This is a genomic window from Corynebacterium sp. HMSC14H10 (assembly GCF_001807105.1).
Lineage (GTDB): Bacteria > Actinomycetota > Actinomycetes > Mycobacteriales > Mycobacteriaceae > Corynebacterium > Corynebacterium jeikeium_D.
Map to the genome: position 1 here is coordinate 67,114 of NZ_KV787449.1, position 13,052 is coordinate 80,165.

A 13,052-nucleotide genomic window follows, 5' to 3' on the forward strand; every position below is an offset into this window, starting at 1 on the left:
CTTGAATTACTCGACGGTCATCACAATCTTGCCGTCAGCGTGCCCGTCTTCCAATACTCGGTGGACCTCCGCGACCTCGGTGAGATTCTTAGTCAGTCCGATAGGAAGTGAAATCTCACCGGCAACCACGCGGTCGGCCAGGTCGGCATAAATAGTCGTGTCATTCGAAATAGTCGGAATGTGTGCCTCAATGCCACGTTCCCTCGCCGGTGTCAGGTCGGCCAGTGAAGGCAGCGCCACAATCCGACCATCCGATGCCAACACATCCAGCGAGGGGAGGAAAGTGTCGAAGTACACGCCATCGAGCACAACATCTACGCCCTCGGGGAACCGCCGGCGCACAGCCTCGAATACATCTTCCGCTGTGTAATCAATATGCTGCGCGCCAAAGCCCACTAGTTTTTCATGATGGCGTGACGACGCACTGGCCAACACAGTTGCGCCACGGGCAACCGCCAGCTGTGTCATCAGCTGGCCAACACCGCCACCTGCACCATGGATGAGTACGGTGTCACCGCTTTTTACCTTCGCTAGCTGATCGACAGCCACGGTCGCCGTGATTCCCACTAGGGCAAGGCCCGCAGCGGTAACGTCGTCAAGCGAATCGGGTGTTCGAACCACACCGTCGGCGGGGAAGACGTTGTGCGTTGCGTAGGTGCCGCGGAAGTCGTCTAAGCCGCGCATGCCGAAGACTCGGTCGCCGGGGACGAAATTGTCCACGCCTTCGCCGACGGCAGCGACTTCACCAGCCGCTTCGCGTCCGAGGACGGCGGGAGGGTTGAATTTTGCGCACAGACCGGAAGAGCCATCGCGCATCTTGTAATCCAGCGGATTCGCGCCGATGGCTGTGGTTTTGACCAGGATTTCGCCGGGACCGGGCTGAGCATGATTGATAAGTGTCCTGGTGAAAATGTCAGCGGGGCCGAACTCCGGAATGGTCATTGCGTATGCGTTGCCTGAATTTGCTGCCATGTCCATCACTGTAGTCCTAGCAGCTAATTATCAACGGTCGGCAAGCGGGAGGGCAGCGGTGACGGCACTGAACGACTCATTGAGGTAGGCGCTGAGGAGGTCGGCGGCGTGGTTTGGGGTGTCCTCGATGAGAACTTTGGCGATACTGATGTGGCGATCGGCGTATCGGGCATGGAGTTCGATGCTTTGGGGGTAGGAGAGGAAGCAAAGACGGAGTTGGGCCTGAATTGATTCGGCGGTGGCTAACAGGTCGGGGGCCCCGGAAGCTCTGACGATGGCGAGGTGAAAGGCATTATTCCGTTCGGGAAGGTTCAATGATGACTGTGAACCACAAATAGAAAGAATCTCTTCGCCGAGGAGCTTTGCCTGGCTCTTGCTTAGCGATCGCAGTGTTCCGCATTCGACGACATGGCGAAAGGCATACAGTTCGCGGATGCGTTGTTTGTCGAAGGAAGCGATAAACACGCCGTGATGAGGGATGTGAGTAAGTAGCCCCTCAGATTCCAGCTTGCGGTAGACCTGTCGGATGGTGTTGCGACTGACCTGCAGTCGCGCAGCAAGTTGGGTTTCACGGAGCTGCTCGCCACTGTAGTGCTTTCCGGCGAGAATCTCTCGGCGCAGGACAGTTGCGGTGACATCCGCTACTGAAACGTCTTGTTGTTTTTCCCCAGAGGACGTGTGGGTCTGATCGTCGAGGATGCTTCCGGGGGTAGTCATGTAATACAGACTACTAAAGCACTTTTGTGTGGCGGCCATCACCAATTAACATACGAGACATTGTTCAACAATCTCTGTGCAGGCGATCTTCAACGTAGGAATCCTTCAACGTGGGAATCGTCAGACTTGTAGGGAAAGGCCTTACGCTATGGACGCTTCAACATCTGCCCATAAGGCGCGGCGAACGGCACTCCTCGGCGCCGTATTCCTGATGGCGACCAGTGCTATCGGGCCGGGCTTCCTCACCCAGACCGCAACCTTTACGGCCAAGCTTGGCGCGGCTTTCGCCTTTGCCATTGTGATCTCGGTGCTTCTTGATATCGCGATTCAGCTCAACGTGTGGCGAGTGATTGCTGTCTCTGGACGCCGCGCGCAGGAGCTCGGCAACGCCGTGCTTCCGGGGCTGGGCTGGTTAATGTCAATTCTCATTGTCATCGGTGGTGTGGTCTTCAATATTGGCAACGTCGGCGGTGCTGGACTTGGTGCGAACGCGATGTTGGGCGTGGACGCAAAGATTGGCGGCATTGTTACTGCAATCCTCGCCATTGGCTTCTTCCTCTCCCGGCGGGCGGGTATGGCGCTGGACAAGGCACTCGTTGTGCTCGGTGTCGTGATGATTCTGGTCACTGGAATTGTGGCGTTCAGTTCTAACCCGCCAGTAGGGGAAGCACTGAAGAACACGGTCATGCCCGACACGATTGACTTGTTGGCAATCATCACGCTCGTCGGTGGCACTGTTGGCGGGTACATTACTTACGCTGGCGCTCACCGCATGCTTGATGCTGGCGCCGGCGGTGTAGAGAACCTCGCACAGACCACTCGCTCATCTGTTACGAGCATCATCGTCACAGCCATCATGCGTTTCCTCCTTTTCCTAGCTGTCTTGGGAGTGGTTGCGGGTGGCGTGGTCCTCAATACGGATGGAAACCCCGCTGCAGAGGCATTCCAAGCTGCGGCAGGAGATTGGGGTATGCGCTTCTTTGGCGTTGTCCTGTGGGCTGCGGGAATCTCGTCGATTGTGGGTGCCAGCTACACCTCAGCAACATTTCTGACTCGTTCCTCGGGTGCTGGAGCCAAGACTCAAAACACGATCACCATTGTCCTAATTGCAATCTCCACGCTGCTCTTCGGTCTCATCGGTACGGCTCCAGCGACGCTGTTGGTTTTCGCCGGAGCCTTCAATGGTTTGGTTCTTCCAATTGGCGTTACTGTGCTGATTTACATCGCGCTGTTCCGTGCGGATCTCATGAATGGTTACAAGTACCCGAAGTGGTTGGCGGCTATCGGAATCTTGGGTGTCGCAGTCGCCTGGTTCTTGGCGTGGCGCTCATTCGGCGGTGTGTTTGAAATGCTCGGCTAATCCCCCCCGGTTTCTCGCACAGCTCAGATGAGAACCAACATAACAACGGTACAAAGACCAGCATTATTACTTGGAAGGAGCGGTGACGTTTATGGGCGCCACTATCGATCTCAACTCTGACCTTGGGGAAGCGTTCGGCTCGTGGAAGATGGGTGATGATATCGCTCTGCTGAACATTGTGACCAGTGCCAATATTGCCTGCGGGTATCACGCGGGTGACGCTAGCGTCATGATGGAGACCTGTGAGGCAGCTGCTGCGCGCGGAATTCGCATCGGCGCGCACGTCGCCTACCGCGATCTCCCCGGGTTTGGACGACGTCGCATGGATTACGCACATCGAGAATTGCGAGCCGAAACCGTCTACCAGATTGGTGCACTTTCGGCATGTGCACGGGCGGTGGGTACCGAAGTTTCCTACGTCAAGCCCCACGGTGCCCTCTACAACCGCATCGCAGTGGATGAAAATCAGGCCGCTGCAGTGGTGGAGGCGCTCCTGCTCGCTCGCTCCACCTGCGGAGATGAGCTTGCCATTATGGCGCAGCCGGGGTCGGTCATCGAACGGCTCAGCCTCGACGCGGACCTCCCTGTGATTAGGGAAGCTTTTGCAGATCGCGCTTACAACTCCGATGGAACTCTGGTGTCCCGAGTACTCGAGGGGTCGGTCATTGTAGAACCCGATGCCGTCGTCAAACGCGTCATTGCAATGGCTAGCGGGGAACCAATCGTCGCCTACGACGGTTCACCGTTGACCGTGCAGGCTGACTCTATTTGTTTGCACGGAGACACCCCTGGTGCGGTCGAACTCTCCCGTATGATTCGCCAAGGGCTCGTCGACGCCGGAGTCACCGTCGCTGCCCACGTATAGCGCGGACTCGCACACCGGTCTTATCAACCGCAGTTTTTCAACCCCGCAAGAAAGAAAGGATCAGCACCGCCATGGCCGAGATTCGCCCTATGGGAACAAATGCGCTGCTTATCGACTATTCATCATCGGCCAATCCGTTGGCGAAGGTACTTCGTGCACACTCTGCTGCGGCTGAGATTGAGGGACTCGTTGACAGGGTACCTGCAGCCCAAACGCTCCTTCTTCGCTTTCGCGGACCGGCTCGTCGTTACCTCGGCGCAGTAGAAACCGCGCTGCGGGGCAACAATGCGCAGAGGCAGACCGTCGACAAGCGAAAAACAATGACGATTCCCGTTCACTATGACGGCGCGGACCTTGAGTCCTTGGCACAAAGCCTTGGGATGAGCCCTCAAGCGTTAATCGATTGGCACTGCGAACGCCCTTGGACGGCCGCGTTCGGTGGATTCGCGCCGGGCTTTTATTACATGGTGCGCGGGAGCGGTCAGGGGTGGCCAGAGCCGCTTGATATTCCCCGCCTTACGACGCCGCGCACTCGAGTTCCCAAGGGCTCCGTCGGACTTGCGGGCCAATTCGCAGGTGTATATCCCATCGATTCGCCCGGTGGCTGGCAGCTCTTGGGACATACAGATGTGGAGATGTGGGACTTGAATCGGCCTAATCCGGCGCTGCTTGAGCCCGGGGTTGAGGTGCAATTTGAAGCGACTTCTACGGTGAGTGCGGCGTAGAAAAAGGGGGCGGAAGAGATGAAGAATTCTATCGAGATTATTCGACCCGGCATATTGACGACGATTCAGGATTTGGGCCGTGCAGGGCAAGGCAGCCTGGGCGTGAGTACTTCCGGTGCGTTCGACCACGAGTCCGCGGCAGCTGCTAACCGGATGGTTGTCAACGAAGAAAGCCTGGCGGTGCTTGAGTGCGTCGTCGGCGGGTTGGAGTTCCAAGTAGCGGAGGGAGCAATCATATCCTTCGCAGGAGCCCACGGTGAGGTGACTGTCGAGCAGGATGGCAAGGTCATCAAGACCTCGATGAATAGTCGAATTGTGGTCGGGGCGAAGGCAATTGTGCGGCTTGGTACCTTCGATGCAGGTCTTCGCGGGTACGTCGCGATTCGAGGGGGCATCGATGTCGCGGAAGTGCTGGGCTCGAGGTCATACGATACGCTCGGCAAGCTCGGCCCAGCGCCTTTGCAGGCCGGTCAGGTCTTGCAGGTCGGCGACCCGGAGTATTCGACGGGGTCGTCAATCGCAATTTATCCCGCGCCTCATTGGTCGAGCGAGGCTGCGCGCTTAGATGTTGTTCCTGGCCCTCGGGCGGACTGGTTTACGCGGGAAAGCGTCAGTGATTTCTTTCACGAGACATGGACCGTGACGCAAGAGGCCAACCGCGTCGGACTTCGGCTGAATGGGACTACTCTTGAGCGCCAGGTCACCCATGAGTTGGCAAGCGAGGGAATGGTCCCCGGTGCGATACAAGTGCCCGCATCGGGGCAGCCGATTATTTTCGGTCCTGATCATCCGGCGACGGGTGGATATCCGGTCATTGGTGTGTTGACGGAGCCGTCATTGTCGAGGGCCGGGCAATTGGTGCCCGGCGCGAAGGTACAATTCCGCCGGGTGCGGGCGGTATAGGTCTGCGGCTTCATTCTGCGCGATGGTGCGCCACTACGTTTGCCAGCTATGAGCGTCACACCGTTCTTCGCAGTAAAATCAGCCACCATGATTGAACACGCCTCCTTTTCTCAACTCAGCGCGACGGATGTTTATGCCATCTCGGCACTGGGCACCGATGTGTTCTATCTTGAGCAGTCCTGTACAGAGCCGGAAATGGATTGGCGCGACCTGGAAGATACCGCAGAGCACTATTTCATCCGCGACGACAATGACGCCCGCAAGATTATTGCGTACTTGCGTGTAATTGACACGCTCGATGAGTTCTCGACGAGCTACCCGCGCACCATCGGCCGAGTTGTCGTCGATGCTGCGAGCCGGGGTAGGGGGTTGTCCTCGAAACTGCTGCAGCAGGTCATCGCTGACCACCCAGATACGGGGCTGATTCTGCATGCCCAGACGCAGGCGAAGGCTGTGTACGCAAAAGCCGGCTTCCATGAGATCGGGGAGACCTTCATAGAAGCCGGCATTGAGCACATCACGATGGTTCGTGATGCAGCCCGTGGCGAAGCCTAGGAATTAATCGCCTAGGCTCCGATTTGTACGGCGTTGCTTGCCTGAAGTTTTAAGCGTTGACCTTCGAACTCGCCAGGATGCGGTTCAGAGAGTCGACGCTGGCCTTCGCATCGCCGATAAGCATGTCGGTGTTTTCGTTGAAGAACAACGGGTTCTGCACGCCCGAGTAACCCGAACCCATCGAACGCTTGAGAACAATCACGCGCTCAGATTCCCACACCTTCAGCACCGGCATACCCGCAATCGGGGAGCCCGGCTGCTCTGCCATCGGGTTGACGGTGTCATTTGCACCGATGACCAGGGTGACATCCACATCAGCGAAGTCATCGTTGACCTCGTCCAGCTCCAGCACGATGTCGTAGGGAACCTTGGCCTCAGCCAGCAGCACGTTCATGTGACCCGGCAGGCGGCCAGCGACTGGGTGGATACCGAAGACCACTTCCTTGCCGGCCTCACGCAGGTTACGGACTAGGTCAGCAACAGCGTACTGAGCCTGTGCCACAGCCATACCGTAGCCCGGAGCGATGAGGATCTTGTCTGCGTCACGCAGAATCTCGGAGGTGTCCTCGTGGCTGACCTCGGTGTGGGAGCCTTCCACGGCGCTTCCCGACGAAGCCTCGGAGCCAAAGCCACCCAGAATAACGTTGGCAAAGGAGCGGTTCATGGCCTCACACATGATGTACGACAGGTAGGCGCCGGAGGAACCAACCAGCGCACCAGTGATGATGAGCAGCGGGTTGCCAAGCATGAGACCGGTGAAAGCAGCGGCCCAACCGGAATACGAGTTCATGATGGACACGACAACCGGCATGTCGCCGCCACCGATGGCGATGACCAAGTGCCAGCCCAAAAACAGGCCCAAAGCAGTCACTGCAACCATGCATGCCCATGCGATGGCGCCGCCCTCGGTGCCGGTTACGATGAAGACAGCCAGGAGAACCAGAGTGACCACCAGAATGGCAATGTTCAGAGCATTGCGGCCTGGCAGCAGCAGCGGCGAGCCCTTGATCTTCTCAGACAGCTTCAGGCCAGCGACGATGGAACCAGTGAAGGTCACAGCGCCGATGAAGACGCCAATGTAGACCTCGCCGAAGTGGAACTTCAGGGCATCGGGGGCGACATCTTCGGCGAAGATGTAGGAGTTGAAGCCGATGAAGATAGCGCCGAGTCCGACCAGACCATTGAACAGTGCAATCAGCTGCGGCATGCCAGTCATGGCAACGCTGCGTGCGCGGGTGATACCGATGACACCACCGATGCCGATAGCGACAGCGATGAGAATCAGGGTAATCAGCGGGGAGAAGTGAGTATCCGGCTTGGTGTCAGCGGTGACGAGTGCCTGAAAGATGGCAATGACAACGGCGACGGCCATGCCGGCAATACCGAAGGCGTTTCCGCGGCGAGCGGTCTCCGGCTTGGACAGGCCCGAGAGGGCAGCGAGGAACAGGACAGCGGCGACAATGTAGCCGACGTTGGACAGGCGGTAGGTCCAGTCCAGAAGCGAAGCAGTATCAATGCTAGCCATTAGACTTTATGCCTCCTCTTTCACGAACATGCCAAGCATGCGGTCGGTGACGGCGAAACCGCCGAAGATATTGATGGAGCTGACCACGATGGCCGCGAACGCGAGACCGGAAACCAGCAGGTTGGAGCTTCCCACCTGGAGAATCGCACCCACCAGAACAATGCCGGAAATCGCGTTGGTCTCAGACATCAGAGGTGTGTGCAGGCGCGGCGTGACCGCGGAGATCACGTAGAAGCCAAGCACGATAGCCAAGGTGAGAACCATGAAGTTGGCGCTCACGCTGTGCGGCGCGCTGAGCATAATCACAATTGCCAGCAGTGCCGTCAGACCCAGAGCAATCTTCGAGCCCAGGCCCGATCCCATGAAGGAAACCTTCTCCGGCGCATTCTCTTCTAATGCAGCCTGCTGAGCCTGCTGTTCCTGCAGCGGGGCAGCAGGGGTGACAGCGACCTTGATTGGCGGTGGTGGCCAGAGAATCTCAGCTCCGGTAGCGCCGGCGCCATTTTGTGAGCGAGCCTTTGTCACCGTGATGCCACGGATAATCTCGTCCTCGAGATTGAGAACTGGAGAGCCATCCTTTTCTGGCGTAATCAGCTTGAACAGGTTGAAAATGTTCTGGCCGTACAGCGACGATGCCTGTGCGGGCAGACGTCCTGCAAGGTCGGTGTAACCGATGATGGTCACCCCGTTGTCAGTGACAATGGTCTTACCTGGAACGGTCACCTCGCAGTTACCGCCACCGGCGGCAGCCATGTCGACGATGACGCTGCCCGGCTTCATAGCTGCAACATCGGCAGCAGTCAGCAGCAGCGGAGAGCGGCGGCCCGGGATATTCGCGGTGGTGATGACAATGTCAGCTTGCGCGGACTGCTCGGAGTAGAGCTTCGCGGCAGCGGCAGCCTGATCATTGGTCATTTCCTTGGCGTAGCCATCTTCGGACTTCTCAGTGGCGGCCGGAATCGGGATGAACTCTGCACCCATCGATTCGACCTGTTCACCGGCTTCAGGGCGCAGGTCTGTTGCCTTGACAATCGCGCCCATAGAGTTGGCGGTACCGATTGCGGCAAGTCCGCCGACACCAGCGCCGATGACGTAAACGGTAGCTGGCGGCATCTTGCCTGCGGCAGTCACCTGACCAGTGAAAAGGCGACCATACGCAGCAGCCGCTTCGACTACTGCGCGGTAACCACCGATGTTGGCCATCGACGACAGCACGTCCATCGACTGTGCCCTGGAAATACGGGGAACCGCATCCATAGCAAGGGCAGTGATGTTGCGGTGCGCGAGCTCTTCGACCAGCTCTTCGTTACGCCCTGGCGCAAGTCGGCTAATCAGCATGGCACCGTCGTTAAGCAGTGCACGGAACTGTTCCGGCGGAGTGTCGAGCGTTACGACGATATCGCTGTGCCAGACAGACTCGTCGACAATGGTGGCGCCGGCGGATTCGTAGTCCGCGTCGGTGAACTTAGCAGCCAGGCCGGCGTCAGCCTGCACGGCGACCTCGTAGCCAAGCTTGACGAGTTTGCCGACGGTCTCCGGGGTCGCAGCCACAATTGTTTGCTGGGGATCGGGTTCTAAAGGGATGCCGATTCTCATTGTGGGAGTTCTTTTCTGTTCGGGGGTTTTATTAAGGGCCATGCACACTCGGTTGTCGGTTAACAGTGAGCGTGGGCGTGACCGCTTTCTCCTTGGTGTCAATAAGGTATGCGCTGGCGGGGAGGCAGCGGAGGCGTTTGTGGAAAAAGGTAATAAAAATATGTGGGTAACGGTGGTGAGGTGGGTTTTTCTGAGTTTGCGCACTCTTAGAAAGGGGGTAGGAAATGGGGGTAATAGTGCTAATTGTGGGCGAGAGTGAACATTTGTAGCGCCCTGAATGATTGTTTGAGGGGTGAAGTATGGGGGAGGATGATTCTGTCTTTACGTACGTCTTTACGCATTAGGTAGATTCGTATTCCAAGGCTTTTGGCAAGAGTTAAGGAAAAACGATGATTGGTTCACTAAGTGCCGCCGGAAAGGCCGTGTCGGCATCCCGCCGAGGGCAGGGGCGTACGTTCTCGAAGGTGGCTGCTCTCTCGCTCGCAGCTGGTGTAGTTCTCGGCGGACAGGTGCCAGCGCAGGCGGCACCGCGCATTGGTCAGCTGCCGGATATCACTGCACGCGAAAGCACTATTGACTACCAGAACTCGGAAACCGTGGACAAAATTGGCGGTGGTCTGGTGGATGTCATGGGTGGCGTGAACCGTGTCATTTCCGGTGGCGAAAGTGGCCATATCACCGAGCCGTTCGCCCCAGAGGCGGGGCAGCTGCGCAAGGAGTTCGGAGCGATGGGCTCCCATCCAGTTGCCGCAACCCGCGAAGCAATGCCATGTGATGGTGTCGTCTACACCATCTATAACCGCGTACTGCGGGACCTCCACGGTCTCCACGGCACCACCGGCTGCTATGACGTACTGCCTGAATCGGCCAACGCCTCCCCAGTTGGCGCGCAGCTTATCTACCCGGCGGATATTGACTCGATGGAGTCTGCGCCACTGATGGTTCTCAGCCCTGGCATTGGTACTGAGCCGGGTATGTACGACGCGCAAGCGCGACTCTATGCAAGCCACGGATACGTCGTGGCTCTTGGCTACAACTTCACCAACTGGTTCGCGCCACAGATGGTGCTGGCAGCTTCAGTTGCCGCAGCGGCCAATGGGGATGAGTCCACACCACTTGCAGGCAAGATCGATTTCTCCCGCACGATGTTGGTCGGGCACTCTGCGGGTGGTGGCTCCGCAATCTTCCTGAACAACAGGATGGATAAAGCCTTCCAGGCTGCGGGTATCGATATGGTCACCCGTGGTCTGGTCGCCATCACCCCAGGGCCTTCCGACGCTGGACTAATCTCCACACCGCCGGAGATTCCAAGCCTGGTGGCCATTGCGGAGCACGAGGACATCGTTCCTTTTGATGCGGATCGACGTGGCTACCGCGACGCTGAAGGGCCCGCCTGGGAAGCGGTAGTCACCGGTTCCTACCACGGTACCTACCTGGATGATCCGTCCAAGAATGTGCTTGGCTCGCTGGTGCTGTCTTTTAGTGAGTATGTGCTCGGCGGAACGAGTCGAGCAAAGGCCGTCTATGAGGGTGCTAACTACGGCCTGGCTACTGACTCCGAGCTCAAGGACGTTCAGCGCAAGGGCGTTTAGAGCTGGCTACTCCATCGACTCTGGAATCAGCTTTGCCGCGGCCTCGGCGATTGCCTTACGCTGTGCTTTCGTGAGCTGATTGCCGTTGAGGTAGTCGTTGGCCCAGAGTCCATCGGAAATCATTTGGACAACGTAGGCCATGCAGGCTTCCTCATCGGTGGCAATCTGTTCTACCGGCGGATTCCACCGGCGCAAAAGGCGCGTCCAGATCTCGCGCAGCTCCGGGTCGGCGGCAGAGTCGATGGACATGAGTAGCTCGGCCCTCGTTGCTGTATCCAGCGAGACCTGGAGGTTTGCGCGTAGGCGGTTGGCGGGGGATACCTCCTCTGCGGGCCCACCCGCGGCTTCGATAAGCTCCTCTTCCCATAACTGCGCCATGTGCTCATGGACGCTGCGAATCATGTCTTCGCGGGAGGGGAAGTGGTAAATCAACCCTGATTTACTCATTCCGCATTGAGTTGCGACATTTTCGTAGGTGACCTCGGAAAAGCCATTTGTCTCGATAATCTCAACGATTGTGTCGAGAATGGCAGTGCGCTTACTCGTGCGCATATTCAGTCTCCTTCGGGTTGCCGCGGAATGCCACCGCAGTCGCAATCGCTGCAATGACAGCAACGACAGCCAGGATAATCAAAATGGCCAGGTAGGAACTGTCGAGGCCGGCGCGGGCGCCGTCGTTAAGCGCTGGCGTGTGAAGTGCATCGGTGAGTGAGATGCTGGCGTCGACAGGCGTGAACAAGGCGTAGAACATGGGTAGGAGGCAGCCTGTGATTGCGACGGTGATCAGTGTGCCAAATTCGTAGGACACGGATTCCATCGCCGCCGCCATACCGGCCTTTGACCTCGGGGCTGAGCCGATAATCGCGGTCGACGACACCGACATCACAGAACCTGCGCCCGCGCCGAGCAGTATCAATCCTGCGATCATGAGCGGGAAATTGCCCGAGGAAACACCGTAGTACATGCCTGCCAGGCCGATGGCGTTGAGGAGGAATCCGCCGGTGATGAGTGTGCGGAAACCCACTCGATGCAGCACCATGCCGCCGATGACACCAACTGGCAAGGACGCCAGTGCCGCGGTGGCAACTAGCAAGCCCGCGTCGAGTGGTGTGTATCCGACGGAAATCTGGAAGCGCTGCGTCGTCATCAATTCGGCGCCTGCCAGGACAAACATGGCAAGCGCGGCTGCCAGCACGCCACCGGAAAACATCCGCGAACGGAAGACGGAGAAGTCGATGAGGGGTTCAGTGAGACGTGCCTGACGACGCTGAAACAGTACCGCGCCCACTAGCCCGCAGGCGATAGCTGCGACGATGACGGTGGAGGAGCGATGACCAGCGAGTTCCTTAATGAGCGAAACCAGGCCCAGCATGGACAGCATCGCGTAGAGGCTGGTGAGGAAATCCCAGCGCTTGGCTGGGTTGGGCTGATTCGGCGGAGCAAAAATCAGCGTGCCAATGATTGCGAAAATTACTACAGGGATGTTGATAAGGAAGATTGAGCCCCACCAGAAGTGCTCCAATAGGAAACCGCCAACGACGGGGCCAGCGGCGGCACCCAGTGTTGCCGTGGCAGACCAAATGCCAATAGCTGTGGCAAGTTCACGAGGGTGGCGGAAGGTCTCACGTAGCAGTGCGAGGGTCGCCGGCATCATGGTCGCGGCGCCCAGTCCTAGACAGCCGCGGGCGATGACCAGCGCCCAGGCGTGCGGCGCAAAGGCCGCGGCCAGGGAAGATAAGCCAAAAATTGTCAGGCCCACAAGAAACATCTTGCGGTGACCGATGCGGTCGCCCAGAGTGCCAGTGCCGAGGAGGAGTGCGGAGATTACCAGTGGGTAGGCGTTGATGATCCACAGGCCCTCTAACTCGGTTGTGTGGAGCTGCTCGCGCAGAACCGGCAGAGCAGTGTAGAGCACCGAGTTATCTATGCCGATGAGTAGTAGGCCGGCGCTGATGATAGCGAGGAAGATCCACCTGTGGGTGACTGAAGTGGGCGGATTAGCCCTCGTGGAAGCGGCGTGGTCGGTACCTGTCATTCCAGTAACTGTAACGAACGTTCGGTTTAGTTACAACTTTTTGAAGGGGCAACGATTTAGGTCTAAAAAATTCAAGAAAAGTACGCTAATCCCCCTCCAAGGAGCCGGTGAAAAAGTGTCTGAGTTGAAGGCATTATTGAGGTACGAATTCACGACCGCCGTTCGATCCGTTACCGTGATGGTGCCCCCTCACGGGGCGCGGTCACC

The 13,052-nt window shown here is 58.0% G+C and carries 12 protein-coding genes; 6 read left to right on the plus strand and 6 right to left on the minus strand.

Translation table 11 applies throughout. From position 1 onward, the window contains the following. Positions 1 to 6: 6 nt before the first annotated feature. Together HMPREF3135_RS09825 and HMPREF3135_RS09830 are read right to left on the minus strand one after the other, a co-directional pair. Positions 7 to 972, minus strand: coding sequence for a quinone oxidoreductase family protein (locus HMPREF3135_RS09825; RefSeq protein WP_246818338.1), 966 nt, complete (start codon positions 970 to 972; stop codon positions 7 to 9). 30 nt (positions 973 to 1,002) lie between these two features. Continuing rightward, a complete protein-coding gene (locus tag HMPREF3135_RS09830; protein ID WP_070439484.1) occupies positions 1,003 to 1,689 on the minus strand; it encodes a GntR family transcriptional regulator in 687 nt (228 codons plus the stop codon). A gap of 148 nt (positions 1,690 to 1,837) precedes the next feature. Here HMPREF3135_RS09830 and HMPREF3135_RS09835 point away from each other — a divergent pair, with 148 nt between their 5' ends. The 5 genes from HMPREF3135_RS09835 to HMPREF3135_RS09855 all read left to right on the plus strand — a co-directional run bounded on the left by HMPREF3135_RS09835 (position 1,838) and on the right by HMPREF3135_RS09855 (position 6,097). Continuing rightward, positions 1,838 to 3,049 (plus strand): NRAMP family divalent metal transporter, encoded by a 1,212-nt coding sequence (locus HMPREF3135_RS09835; RefSeq protein WP_049172676.1) that lies wholly within the window; start codon positions 1,838 to 1,840, stop codon positions 3,047 to 3,049. A gap of 91 nt (positions 3,050 to 3,140) precedes the next feature. Next, complete coding sequence (locus HMPREF3135_RS09840) at positions 3,141 to 3,914, plus strand: LamB/YcsF family protein (RefSeq protein ID WP_049172677.1); 774 nt, start codon at positions 3,141 to 3,143, stop codon at positions 3,912 to 3,914. Between the two features lie 71 nt (positions 3,915 to 3,985). Further along, positions 3,986 to 4,639: a 5-oxoprolinase subunit B family protein gene (locus HMPREF3135_RS09845; RefSeq protein ID WP_049172678.1), complete on the plus strand. Its 654-nt coding sequence runs from the start codon at positions 3,986 to 3,988 to the stop codon at positions 4,637 to 4,639. An 18-nt stretch (positions 4,640 to 4,657) separates the two neighbouring features. Continuing rightward, positions 4,658 to 5,542, plus strand: coding sequence for a 5-oxoprolinase subunit C family protein (locus tag HMPREF3135_RS09850; RefSeq protein WP_049172680.1), 885 nt, complete (start codon positions 4,658 to 4,660; stop codon positions 5,540 to 5,542). 87 nt (positions 5,543 to 5,629) lie between these two features. Further along, positions 5,630 to 6,097 (plus strand): GNAT family N-acetyltransferase, encoded by a 468-nt coding sequence (locus HMPREF3135_RS09855; RefSeq protein WP_070439457.1) that lies wholly within the window; start codon positions 5,630 to 5,632, stop codon positions 6,095 to 6,097. A 49-nt stretch (positions 6,098 to 6,146) separates the two neighbouring features. Here the strand turns inward: HMPREF3135_RS09855 and HMPREF3135_RS11340 are convergent, their stop codons facing one another. Both HMPREF3135_RS11340 and HMPREF3135_RS11345 read right to left on the minus strand, forming a co-directional pair. After that, positions 6,147 to 7,622 (minus strand): NAD(P)(+) transhydrogenase (Re/Si-specific) subunit beta, encoded by a 1,476-nt coding sequence (locus HMPREF3135_RS11340; protein WP_070439460.1) that lies wholly within the window; start codon positions 7,620 to 7,622, stop codon positions 6,147 to 6,149. Positions 7,623 to 7,628: 6 nt separating this feature from the next. After that, positions 7,629 to 9,218, minus strand: coding sequence for a Re/Si-specific NAD(P)(+) transhydrogenase subunit alpha (locus tag HMPREF3135_RS11345; RefSeq protein WP_070439464.1), 1,590 nt, complete (start codon positions 9,216 to 9,218; stop codon positions 7,629 to 7,631). A 389-nt stretch (positions 9,219 to 9,607) separates the two neighbouring features. Here HMPREF3135_RS11345 and HMPREF3135_RS09870 point away from each other — a divergent pair, with 389 nt between their 5' ends. After that, positions 9,608 to 10,810 carry an alpha/beta hydrolase gene (locus tag HMPREF3135_RS09870; protein WP_070439467.1) on the plus strand — a complete coding sequence of 401 codons (1,203 nt, stop codon included), beginning with the start codon at positions 9,608 to 9,610 and terminating at the stop codon, positions 10,808 to 10,810. Between the two features lie 6 nt (positions 10,811 to 10,816). Here the strand turns inward: HMPREF3135_RS09870 and HMPREF3135_RS09875 are convergent, their stop codons facing one another. Further along, complete coding sequence (locus HMPREF3135_RS09875) at positions 10,817 to 11,362, minus strand: TetR/AcrR family transcriptional regulator (RefSeq protein ID WP_070439472.1); 546 nt, start codon at positions 11,360 to 11,362, stop codon at positions 10,817 to 10,819. After that, on the minus strand, positions 11,349 to 12,845 hold the full coding sequence (locus tag HMPREF3135_RS09880; protein WP_070439475.1) for an MFS transporter: 1,497 nt from the start codon (positions 12,843 to 12,845) through the stop codon (positions 11,349 to 11,351). The genes HMPREF3135_RS09875 and HMPREF3135_RS09880 overlap by 14 nt, the downstream gene beginning before the upstream one ends. Positions 12,846 to 13,052: the final 207 nt, after the last annotated feature.

Bases quoted from the DNA above. Each gene is read 5' to 3' on its own strand.
- HMPREF3135_RS09825 (WP_246818338.1), bottom strand. From the start codon at position 972: ATGGCAGCAAATTCAGGCAACGCATACGCAATGACCATTCCGGAGTTC.
- HMPREF3135_RS09830 (WP_070439484.1), bottom strand. From the start codon at position 1,689: ATGACTACCCCCGGAAGCATCCTCGACGATCAGACCCACACGTCCTCT.
- HMPREF3135_RS09835 (WP_049172676.1), top strand. From the start codon at position 1,838: ATGGACGCTTCAACATCTGCCCATAAGGCGCGGCGAACGGCACTCCTC.
- HMPREF3135_RS09840 (WP_049172677.1), top strand. From the start codon at position 3,141: ATGGGCGCCACTATCGATCTCAACTCTGACCTTGGGGAAGCGTTCGGC.
- HMPREF3135_RS09845 (WP_049172678.1), top strand. From the start codon at position 3,986: ATGGCCGAGATTCGCCCTATGGGAACAAATGCGCTGCTTATCGACTAT.
- HMPREF3135_RS09850 (WP_049172680.1), top strand. From the start codon at position 4,658: ATGAAGAATTCTATCGAGATTATTCGACCCGGCATATTGACGACGATT.
- HMPREF3135_RS09855 (WP_070439457.1), top strand. From the start codon at position 5,630: ATGATTGAACACGCCTCCTTTTCTCAACTCAGCGCGACGGATGTTTAT.
- HMPREF3135_RS11340 (WP_070439460.1), bottom strand. From the start codon at position 7,622: ATGGCTAGCATTGATACTGCTTCGCTTCTGGACTGGACCTACCGCCTG.
- HMPREF3135_RS11345 (WP_070439464.1), bottom strand. From the start codon at position 9,218: ATGAGAATCGGCATCCCTTTAGAACCCGATCCCCAGCAAACAATTGTG.
- HMPREF3135_RS09870 (WP_070439467.1), top strand. From the start codon at position 9,608: ATGATTGGTTCACTAAGTGCCGCCGGAAAGGCCGTGTCGGCATCCCGC.
- HMPREF3135_RS09875 (WP_070439472.1), bottom strand. From the start codon at position 11,362: ATGCGCACGAGTAAGCGCACTGCCATTCTCGACACAATCGTTGAGATT.
- HMPREF3135_RS09880 (WP_070439475.1), bottom strand. From the start codon at position 12,845: ATGACAGGTACCGACCACGCCGCTTCCACGAGGGCTAATCCGCCCACT.